18 protein-coding genes are annotated in these 16,831 nt (G+C 66.0%); 11 read left to right on the forward strand and 7 right to left on the reverse strand.

The window, feature by feature from the left end:
• Positions 1-231: 231 nt before the first annotated feature.
• The 6 genes from B058_RS0114505 to B058_RS0114530 all read left to right on the forward strand — a co-directional run bounded on the left by B058_RS0114505 (position 232) and on the right by B058_RS0114530 (position 5,954).
• Complete coding sequence (locus tag B058_RS0114505; protein ID WP_018509217.1) at positions 232-1,191, forward strand: D-alanyl-D-alanine carboxypeptidase family protein; 960 nt, start codon at positions 232-234, stop codon at positions 1,189-1,191.
• Between the two features lie 152 nt (positions 1,192-1,343).
• The gene (locus tag B058_RS0114510) at positions 1,344-2,300 is read left to right on the forward strand and encodes an AEC family transporter (RefSeq protein WP_018509218.1); all 957 of its coding nucleotides are present in this window, start codon (positions 1,344-1,346) and stop codon (positions 2,298-2,300) included.
• Positions 2,297-3,187, forward strand: coding sequence for a 2-hydroxy-3-oxopropionate reductase (locus B058_RS0114515; protein WP_018509219.1), 891 nt, complete (start codon positions 2,297-2,299; stop codon positions 3,185-3,187). Before B058_RS0114510 ends, B058_RS0114515 begins: the two co-directional genes overlap by 4 nt.
• Complete coding sequence (locus B058_RS0114520) at positions 3,184-3,549, forward strand: Rossmann-fold NAD(P)-binding domain-containing protein (RefSeq protein WP_018509220.1); 366 nt, start codon at positions 3,184-3,186, stop codon at positions 3,547-3,549. The genes B058_RS0114515 and B058_RS0114520 overlap by 4 nt, the downstream gene beginning before the upstream one ends.
• A gap of 33 nt (positions 3,550-3,582) precedes the next feature.
• The gene (locus B058_RS0114525; RefSeq protein ID WP_425425269.1) at positions 3,583-5,034 is read left to right on the forward strand and encodes an NAD-dependent succinate-semialdehyde dehydrogenase; all 1,452 of its coding nucleotides are present in this window, start codon (positions 3,583-3,585) and stop codon (positions 5,032-5,034) included.
• 26 nt (positions 5,035-5,060) lie between these two features.
• Complete coding sequence (locus B058_RS0114530) at positions 5,061-5,954, forward strand: arginase (RefSeq protein ID WP_018509222.1); 894 nt, start codon at positions 5,061-5,063, stop codon at positions 5,952-5,954.
• A gap of 22 nt (positions 5,955-5,976) precedes the next feature.
• On the opposite strand, the gene B058_RS17055 is transcribed toward B058_RS0114530, so the two are convergent.
• A complete protein-coding gene (locus B058_RS17055) occupies positions 5,977-6,459 on the reverse strand; it encodes a rhodanese-like domain-containing protein (protein WP_018509223.1) in 483 nt (160 codons plus the stop codon).
• A 40-nt stretch (positions 6,460-6,499) separates the two neighbouring features.
• Entirely contained in the window at positions 6,500-7,138 is a 639-nt protein-coding gene (locus B058_RS0114540; protein ID WP_018509224.1) for an MBL fold metallo-hydrolase, read from the reverse strand.
• Between the two features lie 44 nt (positions 7,139-7,182).
• On the opposite strand from B058_RS0114540, the gene B058_RS0114545 reads away from it, so the two are divergent.
• From B058_RS0114545 to B058_RS0114555, 3 genes are all read left to right on the forward strand, one after another.
• Positions 7,183-7,821 (forward strand): HEAT repeat domain-containing protein, encoded by a 639-nt coding sequence (locus tag B058_RS0114545; RefSeq protein ID WP_018509225.1) that lies wholly within the window; start codon positions 7,183-7,185, stop codon positions 7,819-7,821.
• Positions 7,822-7,928: 107 nt separating this feature from the next.
• Positions 7,929-8,345 carry a nucleoside diphosphate kinase regulator gene (rnk, locus tag B058_RS0114550; RefSeq protein WP_018509226.1) on the forward strand — a complete coding sequence of 139 codons (417 nt, stop codon included), beginning with the start codon at positions 7,929-7,931 and terminating at the stop codon, positions 8,343-8,345.
• Between the two features lie 12 nt (positions 8,346-8,357).
• Positions 8,358-9,248 carry a DMT family transporter gene (locus tag B058_RS0114555; protein WP_018509227.1) on the forward strand — a complete coding sequence of 297 codons (891 nt, stop codon included), beginning with the start codon at positions 8,358-8,360 and terminating at the stop codon, positions 9,246-9,248.
• Here the strand turns inward: B058_RS0114555 and B058_RS0114560 are convergent.
• From B058_RS0114560 to B058_RS0114580, 5 genes are read right to left on the reverse strand one after another with little or no spacing between them, the layout of a single operon-like run.
• Positions 9,238-9,612 (reverse strand): hypothetical protein, encoded by a 375-nt coding sequence (locus tag B058_RS0114560; RefSeq protein ID WP_018509228.1) that lies wholly within the window; start codon positions 9,610-9,612, stop codon positions 9,238-9,240. The two genes, B058_RS0114555 and B058_RS0114560, sit on opposite strands and share 11 nt — an antisense overlap.
• Positions 9,609-10,010 carry a DUF2237 family protein gene (locus tag B058_RS0114565; protein WP_018509229.1) on the reverse strand — a complete coding sequence of 134 codons (402 nt, stop codon included), beginning with the start codon at positions 10,008-10,010 and terminating at the stop codon, positions 9,609-9,611. Before B058_RS0114565 ends, B058_RS0114560 begins: the two co-directional genes overlap by 4 nt.
• 55 nt (positions 10,011-10,065) lie before the next feature.
• On the reverse strand, positions 10,066-11,316 hold the full coding sequence (locus tag B058_RS0114570) for a lytic murein transglycosylase (RefSeq protein ID WP_040724622.1): 1,251 nt from the start codon (positions 11,314-11,316) through the stop codon (positions 10,066-10,068).
• Positions 11,309-13,075, reverse strand: coding sequence for an N-acetylglutaminylglutamine amidotransferase (locus tag B058_RS0114575; protein WP_018509231.1), 1,767 nt, complete (start codon positions 13,073-13,075; stop codon positions 11,309-11,311). Before B058_RS0114575 ends, B058_RS0114570 begins: the two co-directional genes overlap by 8 nt.
• 13 nt (positions 13,076-13,088) lie before the next feature.
• Positions 13,089-14,072 carry a serine/threonine protein kinase gene (locus tag B058_RS0114580; RefSeq protein ID WP_040724646.1) on the reverse strand — a complete coding sequence of 328 codons (984 nt, stop codon included), beginning with the start codon at positions 14,070-14,072 and terminating at the stop codon, positions 13,089-13,091.
• Positions 14,073-14,166: 94 nt separating this feature from the next.
• Between B058_RS0114580 and B058_RS0114585 the strand changes: the two genes are divergently transcribed.
• Positions 14,167-15,900 (forward strand): adenosylcobalamin-dependent ribonucleoside-diphosphate reductase, encoded by a 1,734-nt coding sequence (locus tag B058_RS0114585; RefSeq protein ID WP_026240960.1) that lies wholly within the window; start codon positions 14,167-14,169, stop codon positions 15,898-15,900.
• A gap of 7 nt (positions 15,901-15,907) precedes the next feature.
• Positions 15,908-16,825, forward strand: a complete 918-nt coding sequence (gene rssA, locus B058_RS0114590; protein ID WP_018509234.1) for a patatin-like phospholipase RssA — start codon at positions 15,908-15,910, stop codon at positions 16,823-16,825.
• The last annotated feature ends 6 nt before the right edge of the window (positions 16,826-16,831 follow it).

Here is a 16,831-nt window from a genome sequence, read left to right on the forward strand (position 1 = left end):
CCACCACGCCGGGGGCGCACTGACATGCTGTTAGCCCCGATTTCTTTAGTAAATTATTCGGAAGTTCTCCCATGTCATTGCTATATATAATAAATTTTGTTACACCGTCAATCTAGGACTTAAAATAATTGGGCAGGCGCCCCGAACTGTTGTTTTCAAGTTTTGGTCTGCATGTCCGTAATTCGCTATAGCTGTTATATTTTCGTCACCCTTCTTTAAAGCAGAATGCACATGAAAGTTGTTCTGACCGGATTGATTTTGCTGTGCGTACATACCGGCGCTGCCGCGCTCGACGGCAACACCGCGCTTGAAGTGGACAAGCCGGTCGCCGCCCCGCAATCGCAGCCCGAACCTGCGTCCATGCCCGAGCTGAATGCGCAGTCCGTACTGGTGTACGACCAGGCCAGTGGACGGCCGCTGCTGGCCAAGAACGCCACCATGCAGACGCCGATCGCGTCGATCACCAAGCTGATGACGGCGATGCTGGTGATCAACGCCGGTCAGCCTCTGGACGAGCACATCACCATCACGTCCGATGACCGCGACACCATCAAGGGCACCGGCTCGCGTCTGGCGATCGGCGCCCACTACACCCGCGAACAGCTGCTGCATCTTGCCCTGATCGCTTCCGACAACCGCGCGGCGCACGCGCTGGCCCGCTCCTACCCGGGCGGCCTCGACCGCTTCATCGCCACCATGAACCGCACGGCGCGCGTGCTGGGCATGCACGACACCGTGTACGTCGAACCCACCGGCCTGTCGAGCAGCAACCGCTCGACTGCGCTCGATCTCGCCAAGCTTGCAGATTACGCCTATCAGAACTATCCCGAAATCCGCCAGATCACCGCGACCGGCCAGTACACGCTGGGGACCCAGCGCGTGGTGCTGAAGAAGAAGCACCACCAGCAGGCAAAGGTGTACTACCGCACCGTTGCCTTCAACAACACCAACCGCCTGACACGCATGGACGACTGGCATATCGGCCTGTCGAAAACCGGCTTCATCAATGAAGCCGGGCACTGCCTGGTGATGCAGGCCGAGGTGGCGCAGCGCGACGTCATCATCGTGCTGCTCGACTCCAGCGGCAACAACAGCCGCGCCAAAGACGCCGCACGCATCAAGGCTTGGCTGGAAGAAACCAATCTTCCGCGCAACACCGGAACCCACTATACCGCCGCGTCCCGTACCTGACGCCTCCCGGCACCGGCCCAACGGGCTTTCACGGGCTCATCGTCCCGTGAAAGCCCGTTTCATTTGACGGCCACCTTAGCCGGATCGGATCCCGCCGGAACCCGGGCGACACGCGTTATGATGGCCGCCCCGTCCGCCCGACATCTCGTTTCATGTCTGCCGATCTCGCCCAGCAACTGCTGCTGAAAACGCTGCTGCCCCTGTCCCTGCTGATCGCCGCGGGCGGCATCTGGCCACGCTGGCAAAGCGGCATTTCCATCGTCGGCCTGCGCGGCGAGATCAACCGGCTGGTGCTGAATTTCTTCGCGCCCGTGCTGTTCTTTTCGGCCGGTGCCGCGGCCACGGTCGACCTGAACCTGTTGCAGGTGCCCTTGATTCTCGGCGTCGCCACGCTGGCCGGCCTGGGGCTCGCCGCACTGGCGCTGTTCGCCACCCCGCTCGGCCACGGTCTGTCGCGGCCGCAACGCGGCGCGGTCATGCTGGCCGCCGGGTTCGGCAACGTCCTGTTCTTCGGCTACCCCTTCCTCACCACGGTCTTCGGCGAACGCGGCGCGCGCTATCCCTTCTTCGCCGACATGCTCGCGACCACGCCGCTGGTGTGGTCGCTCGGCGTATGGATCGCCTTCCGTTGCGGCAAGCACACCGAACACGCCTCGTTTCTGCGGATGTGGCTGAACCTGCCGCCGGTATGGGGATTCGCCGCGGGCATCGCGGTCAACCTGTCCGGCGCGCACCTCGACCCGCTGGTGGAGGCCGCGCGCTTGGCCGGCAGCCCGACCATTCCGCTGATGCTGTTCGTACTCGGCCTGACCATACCCTGGCACGACCTGCGCCCGCAAAAAGCCGTCTCCGTAGCCTTGCTCATCAAGCTGGCGCTGATGCCCTTGCTCGCGCTCGGCGTCGCGCTGGCATGGCCGGGCCCCCTCACCGAACCCGGCGAAGCCGGTGTCCTGGAGGCCGCCATGCCGACCATGGTGATGGTCATCGCACTGGCCGACCGCTTCGGGCTCGACACCCGCCTGGCCGGCCTCATCATGGGCTGGTCAACGCTGACGGGATTGGTTACGCTGCCATTCTGGTTATGGCTGCTGAAGGAACTTGCATCATGAAAATCGGATTTATCGGCAGCGGCATCATGGGCCGCCCCATGGCGGAAAATCTCCTGCGCGCCGGGCACCAACTCTACGTCTACGGCCGCCGTTTCGACCGTATCGAACCCATGCTGGTCGCCGGCGCCCTCGGCAAGGGCACGCCTGCCGAAGTGGCCGCCGAGGCCGACATCAGCTTTACCGTCGTCTCCGACACTACCGACGTCGAGCAGATCATCCTCGGCGACCGCGGCCTGGTGCACGGCGCCAAGCCCGGCCACACCATTGTCGACATGAGCACCGTGTCGCCTGCCGCCACCCGCCGCATCGCCGCCGCGCTGGCAGAGCGCGGCGTGCACATGCTCGACGCCCCGGTGTCAGGCGGCGAGACCGGCGCCAAGGAAGGCACGCTGTCCATCATGGTCGGCGGCGAAGCACCCATCTTCGAGAAGGTGCGCCCGCTGTTCGAGGTGCTCGGCAAGAACGTCGTCCATGTCGGCGGCCACGGTGCCGGTCAGGTCGTCAAATGCTGCAACCAGATCGTCGTCGGCCTCACCTTCGAGGGTGTCGCCGAGGCCATCCTGCTCGCGCGCCGCAACGGCGTCGACCCGGTGAAGATGCGCGAGGCGCTGATGGGCGGCTTCGCCGGCAGCCGCATCCTCGAAGTCCACGGCCAGCGCATGCTCGACTCCAACTACAAGCCCGGCTTCAAGGTCAAACTGCACCACAAGGACATGGCCATCGTCATGGACAACGCGCAGGAAACCGCCACCCCGCTGCCGGGCGCCGCGCTGATCGCGCAGCAGATGAATGCGCTGATGGGTGCGGGCGATAGCGAACTCGATTCCTCGGCGCTCATGCGCGCGCTCGAGCGGCTGACCGGCGAAAACCACGGCAACGGCAAGTGAGCGGCAAGGAGCGCGTCGTCTACCTCGATCGCGCCGCCTTTACCGCGGACGAACTGCCGATCCCGAGCTTCGAGCATAACTGGAGCGAGTACCCGGACACCGAGGCGGCCGACATCGTGCCACGGCTGTTCTGGGCAACGACCGCAATCACCCATGCATGCCCGATCGATGCGGGAGCCATCGGGCAGCTGCATAAGCTGAAGCGCATTGTCGTCACCGGACCTGCCCGGGTCGATGCCGAAGCGTGCGAAGCGCGCGGAATCGTGCTGCAGCCACTGGCGGCAAGCGATGGTTCGGGACGGGCGCTGGGCGGCCTGCTCGAAGCAATGGTTGAGGCCGCGTCCCGCAGCGCGCAATCCTGAATTCACAGGCGATCTGCACACGCTCACGGGATGATGCTCGGCGATTCCACACTGTTCAGGCAACAGGCACTGATCGACGGCGAATGGCAAGACGCCGCTAACGGCGCCCGCTTCGCCGTTCATGACCCGGCCAATGCGGAGCTCGTCGGCCACGTGCCGAGTTGCAGCACTGCCGACACCGAACGCGCCATCGAAGCCGCTCATGCCGCCTTTTCCGGCTGGCGCGACCAAACCGCCAAGACGCGCTCACAGCTGCTACGCCGCTGGTTCGACCTCATCCTCGCCCACCGCGACGATCTCGCCACCATCATGGTGTCCGAGCAGGGCAAGCCGCTCACTGAAGCGCGCGGCGAGATCGACTATGCGGCAAGCTTCATCGAGTGGTTCGCCGAGGAGGCGCGGCGGGTCTACGGCGACGTGGTGCCGTCGCCGTGGCCTGACCGGCGCATGTTCACGCTGAAGCAGCCCATCGGCGTGGCGGCGCTGATCACGCCGTGGAATTTTCCCGCCGCGATGCTGACGCGCAAGGCCGGCGCGGCGCTCGCCGCCGGCTGCACGGTGGTGGCGAAGCCGGCGTCGCAGACGCCGTTCACCGCGCTGGCGCTGGCCGAGCTGGCGCAGCGCGCGGGCTTGCCGCCGGGGGTGCTGAACGTGGTCACCGGCGACGCGGCAACCATCGGCAGCGTGCTGACATCGCATCCGCTGGTCAGAAAGGTCTCGTTCACCGGCTCGACCGCAGTGGGCAAGCAACTCCTCGCGCAGAGCGCCGGCACAGTCAAGCACGTGTCGCTCGAACTCGGCGGCAACGCGCCTTTCATCGTGTTCGACGATGCCGACCTCGACGCGGCGGTGGCGGGCGCGCTCGCCAGCAAGTACCGCAACAGCGGGCAGACCTGCGTGTGCGCGAACCGGGTGTTCGTGCAGGACCGAATCTTCGATGCCTTCGCCGGAAAATTCGCCGCCGCGGTGGCGCAGCTGAAAGTGGGCGAGGGCTTCACGCCGGACGTGGAAACCGGCCCGCTGATCAGCGCCGCCGCACTGCAGAAAGTCGAAGCCCACATCGCCGACGCCCTCGCCCACGGCGCGTCGCTCCTCACCGGCGGCCATCGCCACGCGCTTGGCGGACTGTTCTTCCAGCCGACGGTGCTGAGCCCGTGCACGCCCGACATGCAGATCTGCCGCGACGAGACCTTCGGCCCGGTAGCGCCGTTGATCCGCTTCGCCGACGAAGTCGAGGTGATCGGCATGGCCAACGACACCGAGTTCGGGCTCGCCGCCTACGCCTACACGCGCGACCTCGGCCGCGCCTGGCGGCTCGCGGAGCAGCTCGATTACGGCATGGTCGGCATCAACGCCGGGCTGATTTCCACCGCCGAGGTGGCGTTCGGCGGCGTCAAGCAGTCGGGGCTGGGGCGCGAAGGCGGGCGCAGCGGCATCGACGAATACCTGGAAAGCAAATACGTGAATCTGGGCGGGCTGGGATAAGCCGCCGCGCCTGCTAGGCTGACAGCATGAACCCGGCCTCCGTTTTTTCCTCACGCAACATCATCGTCATCGGCGCCGCCAGCGGCGCCGGCGCACCCGATGCGGCCACTGCCGAAGGGCCGGACGCGCTGCGCCATTACCGCGTCTTTCACGACACGCCGCTGCAGCATGTGGAATGGGATGCGATCCTGCGCATGCCGCGCGAAGCACAAGACACGCCGCTACACGCGGTGAGGGCGCTCGGCGAACGGCTGGCTGCCGAAGTGGAAAGGATACTGCAGACAGGAAATTTTCCGCTGGTGGTCGGCGGCGACCATTCCTGCGCGATCGGCACCTGGAGCGGCGTGCATCGTGTGCTGGCCGACCGGGGGCCGCTCGGCCTGATCTGGATCGACGCCCACATGGACAGCCACACCTTCGCCACCACGCCGAGCGGACAGATCCACGGCATGCCGCTGGCCGTCCTGCTCGGCCACGGCGAGGCGGCGCTCACGTCGATCGACGGCGCGGAAGCCAAGCTACTGCCCGAGCACGTGTGCCTGATCGGCGTGCGCAGCTACGAGGCGGGCGAGGCGGCGCTGCTGCATCGGCTGGGCGTGCGCGTGTTCGAGATGGACGAAGTGCGCCGACGCGGGCTCGCCACGGTATTCGACGAGGCGCTCGCCATCGTGCGGCAGGGCACCGCCGGTTTCGGCGTGAGCGTGGATCTGGATGCGCTCGATCCCGAGGAGGAACCGGGCGTGGGCACGCCGGTGCCCGGCGGCCTGCGCCGCGCCGAGCTTGCCGCCGTGCTCTCTCGTCTGCGCGGCGACCCGGGCTTCGTGGCGATGGAGATCGTCGAGTACAACCCGCGCCGTGACCGCGGCCATGCCACGGCCGACGCCGCCGGCGCGCTGGCCGGTGCCATCACGCCGCTTTGAGCCTCGTCCCACGCTGGTTGGGCTACTCGATCGGCAGGCCGGCGCGCCTCCAGTTGACGAAGCCGTCGCGGTAGTTCTTCACGTTCGTGTAGCCAAGCTTGATCAGCGTGTCGGCCGCAAGCGGGCTGCGCTGGCTGACGCCGCAATAGACGACGATGGGCGTGGCCTTGTCCGGTACCGCCGCTTCGATCCTGAATTCCAGCAGACCGCGCGTGATATTGAAAAAATGCGCTGCCGCGATGTGGCCCGAGTAGTCGACTTCGACCGGGGTGCGCACGTCGAGCACCACCGTTTCCGGCTGTATCTTCAGCTGCGTCAGCAGGCCCGCCGTGTCGAGCTGCGGCACGCGCGCATTGGCAGCGTCGACCAGGGCTTGCGCGGTCTGCGTGAGCGCGGGCGCTTCGGGCGGCGGAACGACGATGACGGAGAGGTCCTGCGCCTGCGCAGCGACCGCCAGCATCAGCGCGGCCGGGAACAGGGCACATGACAATCGGGAAGGGTTCATCTCGGTCTCCTTTCGCTGATGAGAAGCTGCGACACGGGGATCAATCCGCCGACTGGCCGACAAAGGGATTTTCAAGGCGCTCGTGGCCGAACGTGGACATTGCCCCGTGTCCCGGCACAAAGCGCACATCGTCGCCAAGCGGGAACAGCTTTTCGCGGATGACGGCGATCAAGGCTGCATGGTCGCCGCGCGGAAAATCGGTACGGCCGATCGAGCCTTTGAACAGCACGTCGCCAACGAAGGCGAGCCGCGCATCCGGCTGATAGAACACGATATGGCCGGGCGTATGGCCGGGACAATGCAGCACGTCGAAACGGATGGACCCCACGTCCACCCGATCGCCGTCGCTCAACCATTGGTCGGGCGTGAACGCCGCCGCAGGTGGAAACCCGAACAGCTCGGCCTGCCGCGGCAGCAGGTCGAGCCAGAACTGCTCCTCGCGCTGCGGGCCGACGATGGGGATGCCAAGGGTTTCGCGCAGTTCGACTGCTGCGCCGACGTGGTCGAGGTGGCCGTGGGTGAGTAGGATTTTTTCCAGCGCGAGGCCGCGCGATTGCACCTCGCCCAGCAGGCGTGCGGCCTCGCCGCCCGGATCGATCAAGGCCGCACGGCCATCGGCGTCCCATACCAGCGAGCAGTTTTGTTGATACGGGGTGACAGGGAGGATGGTAAATTCCATCCTGCCATTATCTGCCGATTCCACCGTACCGGATTCACGCTGCCATGTCCGCTCCCGACGCCCTGCTGCTCATTTCCACCCAATGCCCGTACTGTTCGGCCATGTTGTCGGCGCTTGCCGACCTGGTGAAGCGGGGCGCGATCGGACGCCTCGAAGCCGTGAACCTGAACGTTCACCCCGAAGCGGGGCAGGCACTCGGCGTCTGGACTGTGCCGTGGCTGCGGCTCGGCCGCATCGAACTCGCCGGCATGCGCAGCCCGGCTGAACTCGCCGAATGGGCGGCCAAGGCGGACAGCGAGGCCGGCCTGGCCGACTGGTTTCACATGCTGCTGAAGGAAGGCCAGCTGCCGCATGCGCAGGCGCTGATCGAAGCCGACTCCTCGCTGCTTGCGGCGGTACTGCCCATCGTCGGCAATGTCGAGGCCAGCCTCAATGTGCGGCTAGGCGCCGGCGTGCTGCTGGAAAACTTTGCCGGCAGCGACACGTTGCGCGGGTTGCTGCCGCGTCTGGGCGAACTATCGCAACACGCCGACGCACGGGTGCGTGCCGATGCCTGCCATTACCTGGGGCTGACCGGGGATGCCGCCGCACGCACCTGGCTGGACGCGCGGCTGACGGACGAAGACGCGGACGTACGCGAGATCGCCGCAGAGAGCCTCGAGACCCTGCCGCCTGCCGCCTAGTTGCAGGCTGGTCCGGTTTCCCCTTCGGTGCTATAGTTTTGCGCATATACCGCCCGGGCTTCGGCCCGGGCGGTTTTCATTTTTCAGACTTGTTCCAGGAGACCGCCATGGAAATCACGACCCGTCCCGCCATCACCGTATCCGAACTCGACCTGGAGCGCCTCGAAACCATGCTCGCCGGCTTGCCGGGCGACCAGCCCGGGGTGGAAGCGCTGCGAGAGGAACTCGATCGCGCGCAGATCGCCTGCCCCGAAGCGATGCCGCCCAACGTCGTGACGATGAATTCGCGCATCCGTTTCGTGCTCGAACCGGCGGACCGGGAAGTCGAGATGACCCTGGTGTATCCGCGCGACTTCACCGGCCGCCCGGATCAGCTGTCGGTGGCCGCACCGGCAGGCATCGCCGTACTGGGCCTGGCGGTCGGCCAGCACATCGAATGGTGCGTGCCGGGCGGGCAGACCGTGCGCGCGCGCATCATCGACATTCCCTATCAGCCCGAACGCGCGGGCGACTACATGCTCTGAGCCGGGCGCCCGATGTCCGTTCCTGCCGCCTATCTCGGCGTCATCCTCATCTGGTCGACCACGCCGCTCGCCATCCAGTGGAGCGCGCAGGGCGCCGGCTTCAGCTTCGCAGTGATGGCGCGCATGCTGATCGGCCTGGCGGTCTGCCTGGTACTGCTGCTCGCCACCCGCACCGCGTTTCCCTTCACCCCGGCCGCGCGCCGGCTGTATGCGATCAGCGGGCTGTCGCTGTTCGCGTCGATGCTGCTCACCTACTGGGGCGCGCTGCATATTCCATCGGGGCTGATTTCGGTCATCTTCGGATTGTCGCCGCTGGTCACCGGCGTGTTTGCCGCGTTGTGGCTCGCCGAACGCACGCTCACGCCGCTGCGCATCGGCGGGCTAGGGCTGGCGCTGGCCGGCCTGTGGCTGATCTTCGGCCAGCCGTGGCCAGGTGACAGCCATGCCACGCTCGGCACGCTCGCCGTGGTGGCCGGCATGGCGCTGCAGGCGCTGGGGCTGGTGTGGATCAAGCGCCTGAATCTGCGGGCCTCGTCGCTCGCCATCACCACCGGCTCGCTCGGGGTGGCCGTGCCCTGCTTCGTGCTGGCCTGGATGATTACCGACGCCGCGCAACTGCCGACGACGACCACGCTACGCGCCGGGACCGCCATCGTCTACCTCGGCATCCTCGGTTCGGTGGTGGGGTTCACGCTGTACTACTACATGATCAAGCATCTCGACGCCGGCCGCATTGCACTGATCATGCTGGTCACGCCGGTGTCGGCGCTGCTGCTCGGCCAGACGCTCAACCACGAACGCATCCCGGGCATCGGCTGGGCCGGCATCGCGCTGATCGGCGCGGGCCTGTTGCTGTACGAGTGGCAGGCGCTACGGCAGCTGCGGCAGCCGCTTATTTCCTGAACAGGTCGTCGAGCGAAGCCGGGGGAACCGGCTTGTCGGGTTCGCCGTCGGCCGGCTGGTTCGTGCCGGATGCGTTCGAGAACAGCGCATCGAGCGCGCTACGGCCGGGCTGTGCCATCACTGCACCGCCACCCCGATAGGCTTCCGGCCGCGGCACGAACCAGCCGCAATCGTTGACGCGCGTCTTGTCGGCGACCCGGTCGGCCGCCAGCTCGCGGCACTGGCCGGCGCGGTGCGCATCGTAGTGGCGGCACAGCTTGCAGACGTGCAGGTCGACGCGGCAGCTCGGGCAGGTATCGCGGCGCGCCAGCGGCAACGGCATGCCGGCCAGGCTGGCGCCGCATTTCCAGCAGACCAGGCTCATGATTCGGGGGACAACTGGCCGGGGTAATCGGGATAGCGCAGGGCGTGATACTTGAGGTCCGCCAAGGCGACCGTCTGCAGGGTGTGCTCATGGGTCGCATCCAACACCACCGGCGGCGCCATGCCATCCTCGGCGGCTTCGAGCCAGCGCGCGGCACACACGCACCAGCGGTCGCCGGCCTTTAGGCCTGGAAAGCCATATTCCGGAATCGGCGTGACGAGGTCATTGCCGCGGCTTTGCGCATATTGCAGGAAGGCATCGGTCATCTGCGCGCAGACGGTATGGCTGCCGAGATCCTGCGGGCCGGTATGGCAGACGCCATCGCGAACGAAACCGGTCATCGGCGATACGCTGCACACCTGCAGCAGGCCTCCCAATACATTGCGCGCGTCACTCACCCTTCGTCTCCTGGATTGAACGGCTAAAAAATATCACAGTTGCCGTATGGATGCGTCAGGGCAGGCCGCTGGACTCGGCAAAGGTCGGCGCGGGTGCCAGCGTGAGTTTGCCTGCCACGGCGGCGGCGGCATGGGCCTGCTCGACATGCGCCAGCACGCTCGGTGCAGGATAGCCGTCGACCGGCAGCTGGTGCAGGGCCTGATATACGCGGATCGCGGTTTGCGTGCGCGGCCCGAGCAGACCGTCCGGCGTGCCGGCGTCGAAGCCCATTTCGTTGAGCGCCTGCTGCATCGCTTTCAACTGTTCGACGCTGAGCGCCCCGGCTTCGCCTTCACGCGCGGCCAGTGCATGGCCTCCCGCCAACTGGTGCGACAGCAGCGCCACTGCCAGCGCGTAGTTCTGCGAGCGGTTCCATTTCATCACCACGTCGAAATTGTCGAACACCATGAAGGCCGGCCCCTGCCAGCCCTGCGGCAGGACGACGGCGGCGCGTCCGGCCACCTCGGGCAGGGCGTCCGCATCCGCCGCCTGGACGCCCAGCGCCTTCCAGTCCGCTACCGGCAAGCGGTGCGCCACCCTGGCCTGACGCCAGTCGAATCCCTCCGGCAGCCGCACCTCGATCGCCACCGGCTCGTTCGCGTGCCAGCCTGCCTGCTGCAGGTAATTGGCGGCGGAGTATAGGGCATCAGGCAGCGACTGCCACACGTCGATGCGGCCGTCGCCGTCGCCATCCACCGCATAGGCGCGGAAAGTCGATGGCATGAACTGCATATTGCCCATCGCGCCCGCCCAGGAACCGTTCATGTCGGTCGCGCTGACATGTCCTGCGTCGATGATGCGCAGCGCGTCGAGCAGCTGGTTGCGGAAGAACCCGCTGCGCCGCCCGTCCCAGGCCAGCGTGGCCAGGCTCGTCGGCACGTTGAGGCTGCCCTGGACCTCGCCGTAGCGGGTTTCCAGTCCCCAGAACGCCACCAGCACGGTCTTTGGAATGCCGTATTTCTGCTCGACCGCATCCAGCAGCGCCGCGTGCTGCTCCAGCTGGGCCTGACCGCGCGCCACCTGGGCCGGCGTGACGCGCCGTTCCAGGTAATTGGAAAAGGTCTGCAGGAATTCAGGCTGGCGGCGATCGAGTTCGATCACGCGGGCGTCCGGCACGACGCCTGACAGTGCGGCGTCGAGCGTAGCCGGGGAAATGCCCTGCGCCCTGGCATCCTGGCGGAAGGCGCCGAGCCAGCTGTCGAAGTCGTCCTGCGCCTGAACCGGGCCTGCCGCCAGCAGAGCCAGGAACAAGAACGTTCTACGCATGTTTCTGTAGCCAGTATTCGAGCAGCGCCAGGTGCCATAGCTTGCTGCCCTGGATGCGGGTGTGGTGCTTCTCCGGCGCATCCAGCAGCCTGTTCACGTAACTGCGCTGGTACAGGCCGCGCTCGCGGCAGGCCTGGGAATTCAATATGTCCTGCATGAAGTACAAAAAATCTCCTCGCACGAACTTGAGCGCCGGCATGGGAAAGTAGCCCTTCTTGCGATCGATCACCGCGTCCGGGATCAAGCCGCGCGCAATGCTCTTCAGCACGTGCTTGCCCTCGGATGCCAGCTTCAGTTCGGCGGGCATCGCCGCGGCAAGTTCCACCAGATGATGGTCGAGAAAGGGCACGCGCGCCTCCAGCCCCCAGGCCATGGTCATGTTGTCGACCCGCTTCACCGGGTCGTCGGTGATGAGCATGGTCGTGTCCATGCGCAATACCTGATCGATGAAGTCATCGGCGAAAGGTTCCGTCAAATGCGCCGCGATGGTTTCTGCCGTGTAATCCGGGCCGTGATAGGCCGGCATCGCCATATCCAGGAACTCGTCGTGGTCGCGGTCGAAGTAGTGGCGGCGGAAGCGCTCCAGGGGGGTCCCGTCCGTTTCCGCCGCCATGCGCGGATACCAGAAATAGCCGCCGAACACCTCGTCGGCGCCCTGTCCGCTCTGCACCACCTTGACCGTCCTGCTGACCTGTTCGGACAGGAGATAGAAGGCCACCGCATCCTGCGCGAACATCGGTTCGGACATTTGATCGACGGCCTCGGGCAGGCGACGCAGCACCTCCGAATTGGGGATCAGGTACTTGTGGTGGCGGGTGCCGTACATGGCTGCCACCGGGTCGGAATATTCGAACTCGTTGCCACGCTCTTCCGGCTGATCCTCGAAGCCGACCGAGAAGGTCATCAGGTCGGGCACGCCTTGTTCGGCCAGCAGGGCTACCAGCAGGCTCGAATCGAGTCCGCCGGAGAGCAAGACCCCGACCTTGACGTCGGCGATCTCGATGCGCTTCTTCACCGCCTGGCGCAGGCTGTCATGGATGGCCTCGGTCCACTCGGCTTCGGTTTTCGGCTGGGCCGGACGTTGCGCCTTCAGCGACCAGTATTTCCGGTGGCAGAGTTCGCCGCGCACATTCACCGTCAGCGTGGTGCCGGGGGCGAGCTTGCGGATACCATTGAGGATCGTACGGGGCGCCGGCACCACCGCATGCAGGGTGAACAGGTGGTGCAGCGCCACCGCGTCGATGCTGGTGTCGACGCCGCCTGCGGCGATCAAGGCCTGGGGCGTCGAAGCGAAGCGGAAGCGGCCGAGGTTTTCGCTGTAGTACAGCGGCTTGATGCCAAGGCGGTCGCGCGCCAGGAACAGTTCCTCGCGATTCCAGATGGCGAACGCGAACATGCCGTGCAGGCGCTCGACGCAGGCCTCGCCCCACTCCAGGTAGGCGCGCAGGATGACTTCGGTATCGCCGTCGGAATGAAAAACATGGCCGAGATCGATCAACTCGGCACGTAGTTCCGGGTAGTTGTAGATAGTGCCGTTGAACACCAGCGCGGTGCCGCTGGCGGCGTCGACCATCGGCTGGCGCGAGCGCGGCGACAGGTCGATGATCGCCAGCCGCCGGTGGCCCAGGCGGACGGGTCCATCGGTGTGCTGGCCTTCGGCATCGGGCCCGCGCCGCGCCAACCTGGCCAGCATCCGCGCCATCGCTGCCGCATCGGGTGCCGTGTTGTCGAAGCGAAATTCACCTGCTATGCCGCACATACCTTTGTCCTCATCAAGCCGCCAACGGCGGCTCGTCCATCAGCGCGATCTGCTCGCGTAATTCGAGGATGCGCGCCTGCCAATACTGTTGCGTATTGAACCACGGAAACGCAGCAGGGAAAGCGGGGTCGTCCCAGCGCCGGGCCAGCCAGGCCGCATAGTGGATCAGCCGCAAGGTTCTGAGCGCTTCGACCAGATGGAGTTCGCGCGGATCGAATTCCATGAAGTCCTCGTAGCCCGTCAGGATCGCGTTCATCTGCGCCTGTTGCTCCTCGCGTTCGCCGGACAACAGCATCCATAGATCCTGCACCGCCGGCCCCATGCGGCTGTCATCGAAGTCGACGAAATGCGGTCCGGCCTCGGTCCACAGCACGTTGCCGGCATGGCAGTCGCCGTGCAGGCGGATGGCATGCACCCGACCGGCGCGTTCATAACAGTACGCCACGCTGGCAAGCGCATGCTCGACCACGCTGTCCCATGCGGCGATCAGGTCGGCCGGCAGCCAGCGGCCCTGACGCAGGAAATCGCGCGACGCGTAACCGAAGGTCTCCAGATCGAGTGCCGGCCGGTGCGCGAAAGCGGTCGTCGCCCCGACCGCATGAATGCGTCCGAGGAAGCGGCCCATCCATTCAAGGGCATCGGCACGGTCGAACTCGGGCATGCGACCACCCTGTTTAGGATAGACTGCAAAGCGGAAACCGGCGTGGCGATGGAGCGTGACGCCGTTCAAAGTCAGCGGCGCCACCACCGGGATTTCACGCTCGGCCAGGTCCTGCGTGTAGACATGTTCCTCCAGGATTGCTTCGTCGCTCCAGCGTTCGGGACGATAGAACTTGACGACGACCGGCTGCGCGTCTTCGACGCCCATCTGGTAGACGCGGTTCTCGTAGCTGTTCAAGGCCAGCAGACGGCCGTCGGCCTTGAGGCCGGTGCTGTCGAGCGCGTCGAGGGCACAGTCTGGGGTCAGGGTGGAATATGGGTGGGGCGAGTCCATCATGGTCAGGAACAAAGCAGCTATATCCAAAGGACCGCTGCCCAGAAAACGTTAGGAGGCAGATAATGCCTCAAACGCCGCCTGACATCGTATCCGCATGAAGACGAACGACCCATTCAGCATGGATATCTCCCGCCATATCTGGGAAACCCGCTACCGTGCCACAGGCGAGCCCGATATCCGCGCCAGCTGGCGGCGCGTGGCGCAGGCGATCGCGCAGGCCGAAACGGACAGGCGTGAACAATGGACCGAACGTTTCGCCACGCTGCTGGACGATTTCCGCTTCCTGCCCGGCGGGCGCATTCTTGCCGGCGCCGGCACCGGCCGCCGGGTGACGCTATTCAACTGCTTCGTCATGGGCGAGATCGCCGACGACCTCGAGCACATTTTCGAGGCGCTGAAGGAAGGCGCACTCACCATGCAGCACGGCGGCGGCGTGGGCTACGACTTTTCCACCCTGCGCCCGGCTGGCATGGTGGCCCAGGCGACCGGCAGCATCGCGTCCGGGCCGGTGTCGTTCATGCACATCTGGGACGCGATGTGCGCGACCCTGTTGTCGACCGGCGCGCGGCGCGGCGCCATGATGGCGACGCTGCGCTGCGACCATCCCGATATCGAGACCTTCGTCGACGCCAAGCGCGACTCCGCAATGCTGCGGCATTTCAATCTGTCGGTACTGGTGAGCGACGCCTTCATGGCGGCAGTGGCCGGGGACCGCGACTGGCCGCTGGTGTTTCCCGGCTTCGCCAGCAGGCGCACGGTGAAGGCGCGCGCACTGTGGCAGCGCATCCTGCGCGCCGCCTACGACACTGCTGAACCTGGCGTGCTGTTTACCGACACCATCAACCGCGACAACACGCTGGCGGGCCGTGAGACCTTGACCGCCACCAATCCCTGCGGCGAGATCCCCCTGCCGCCCTACGGCGCCTGCGATCTCGGCTCGCTCAATCTGACCGCCTTCGTAACGGCACCCTTTGCCGCCCACGCGCGTCTCGATCTCGCCGCACTGGCCGACGCGGCAGCGCACGCAGTGCGCTTTCTCGACAATGTCATCGACGTCTCGCGCTACCCGCTGCCGGCTCAGGCGCAGGAAGCGCGCCTGAAACGCCGCATCGGCCTCGGCATCACCGGACTGGCGGACGCACTGGTGCTACTGGGCTTGCGCTACGACAGCGCAGCCGCGCAGCGCCTGGCCGCGCAGGTAATGCAGGCGGTGCGCGACCATGCTTACCAGGCGTCGATCGAGCTCGCGCACGAGAAAGGCGCGTTTCCTGCCTTCGAGCGCGACGCTTTCCTGGCAAGCGGTTTCGCCACCCGCCTGCCGGCCGGCATTCGCGACGCCATCGCTGCACACGGCATCCGCAACAGCCATGTATTGGCCATCGCGCCGGCCGGTACCATCAGCCTGCTCGCCAATAATCTTTCCAGCGGCATCGAGCCGATTTTCTCCGCCGAAGCGGAGCGCCGCGTGCTAGAAGCGGACGGCCAGTATCACACCCATCGCGTGGTCGACTACGCCGCCCATCTGTGGCAGCAGCAAGGCCATACAGGCCTGCCGCCTGCACTGATCGAAGCGCAGCAGATCGACCCAATCGCCCATCTGCACATGCAGGCAGCGCTCCAGCCCTTCGTCGACAACGCCATTTCGAAAACCATCAATGTCGCCGCCGACATCCCGTTCGAGCGTTTCGAGGATCTCTATCGGCAGGCGCATGCGCTGGGCCTCAAAGGCTGCACCGTGTTCCGTCCCAACCCGGTCACCGGCGCCATCCTGAGCGAGCCGGCCGGCGAACGGGTCCAATGCTGCGGCATCGAACGCGAGGCGGATTGACCCCATCGTGAGCAAACCTCCCCTTATCGGTCTGGCGCTCGGTGGCGGCTCGGCGCGCGGCTGGGCACATATCGGCGTCATACGCGCGCTGGCGGAAGCCGGCATCGAACCCGACCTGGTCTGCGGCACCTCCATCGGTGCACTGGTGGGCGCCGCCTATGTCGGCGGCGAACTCGACCGACTGGAGACATGGGTGCGCAACCTGCGCCTGCAGACCGTGATGGGCTTCCTGGATTTTTCGCTCGGCAGCGGGCTGATCAAGGGCGACCGGCTGATCGAGTTCTTCCGCAGCCATTTCGTCGATCGCGACATTCGCGAACTGGCCCGCCCGTTCGGCGCCGTCGCCACCGACCTGCAACGCGGTCGCGAAATCTGGCTGCGCGAGGGGAGGGTGACGGATGTGGTGCGTGCCTCGATCGCGCTGCCCGGGCTATTCACGCCTGCGTTGCACGACGGCAACTGGCTGGTCGATGGCGGCCTGGTCAACCCGGTTCCGGTGTCGCTATGCCGGGCGATGGGCGCCGACCTCGTGATTGCAGTCGATCTGAACGCCGATCTGCTCGGCCGCCACCTCAAACCCCGGCCGGCCAAGAGCAAGACGCGCCAGCGCGCCGCGACAGAACCTGAAACACTGACCGACAGCGTGATGGCACGCATCCAGGATGGCATGTCGCAACTCGGCCTCAACCACGGCAGTGGACCCAAACCGCCGGCCGTGCTCGACGTGCTGGCAAGCAGCATCAACATCATGCAGGTACTGATCACGCGCAGCCGGCTGGCCGGCGAGCCGGCAGACGTGATGGTGACGCCGCTGCTCGCGGATCTGGGGTTGATGGAGTTTCACAAGGGCGATGTCGCGATCGGTGCCGGGCGGCGTGCCGTCGAAGGGGCCATGCCGCAGTTGCAGCAGCGTCTGAAAGGCTGAGTGGGT

The organism is Thiobacillus thioparus DSM 505, from assembly GCF_000373385.1.
GTDB classification, from domain to species: domain Bacteria; phylum Pseudomonadota; class Gammaproteobacteria; order Burkholderiales; family Thiobacillaceae; genus Thiobacillus; species Thiobacillus thioparus.

Coding starts and splice junctions, on each gene's coding strand:
- B058_RS0114505 (WP_018509217.1), top strand. CDS start 232: ATGAAAGTTGTTCTGACCGGATTGATTTTGCTGTGCGTACATACCGGC.
- B058_RS0114510 (WP_018509218.1), top strand. CDS start 1,344: ATGTCTGCCGATCTCGCCCAGCAACTGCTGCTGAAAACGCTGCTGCCC.
- B058_RS0114515 (WP_018509219.1), top strand. CDS start 2,297: ATGAAAATCGGATTTATCGGCAGCGGCATCATGGGCCGCCCCATGGCG.
- B058_RS0114525 (WP_425425269.1), top strand. CDS start 3,583: ATGCTCGGCGATTCCACACTGTTCAGGCAACAGGCACTGATCGACGGC.
- B058_RS0114530 (WP_018509222.1), top strand. CDS start 5,061: ATGAACCCGGCCTCCGTTTTTTCCTCACGCAACATCATCGTCATCGGC.
- B058_RS17055 (WP_018509223.1), bottom strand. CDS start 6,459: ATGAACCCTTCCCGATTGTCATGTGCCCTGTTCCCGGCCGCGCTGATG.
- B058_RS0114540 (WP_018509224.1), bottom strand. CDS start 7,138: ATGGAATTTACCATCCTCCCTGTCACCCCGTATCAACAAAACTGCTCG.
- B058_RS0114545 (WP_018509225.1), top strand. CDS start 7,183: ATGTCCGCTCCCGACGCCCTGCTGCTCATTTCCACCCAATGCCCGTAC.
- rnk (WP_018509226.1), top strand. CDS start 7,929: ATGGAAATCACGACCCGTCCCGCCATCACCGTATCCGAACTCGACCTG.
- B058_RS0114555 (WP_018509227.1), top strand. CDS start 8,358: ATGTCCGTTCCTGCCGCCTATCTCGGCGTCATCCTCATCTGGTCGACC.
- B058_RS0114560 (WP_018509228.1), bottom strand. CDS start 9,612: ATGAGCCTGGTCTGCTGGAAATGCGGCGCCAGCCTGGCCGGCATGCCG.
- B058_RS0114570 (WP_040724622.1), bottom strand. CDS start 11,316: ATGCGTAGAACGTTCTTGTTCCTGGCTCTGCTGGCGGCAGGCCCGGTT.
- B058_RS0114575 (WP_018509231.1), bottom strand. CDS start 13,075: ATGTGCGGCATAGCAGGTGAATTTCGCTTCGACAACACGGCACCCGAT.
- B058_RS0114580 (WP_040724646.1), bottom strand. CDS start 14,072: ATGATGGACTCGCCCCACCCATATTCCACCCTGACCCCAGACTGTGCC.
- B058_RS0114585 (WP_026240960.1), top strand. CDS start 14,167: ATGAAGACGAACGACCCATTCAGCATGGATATCTCCCGCCATATCTGG.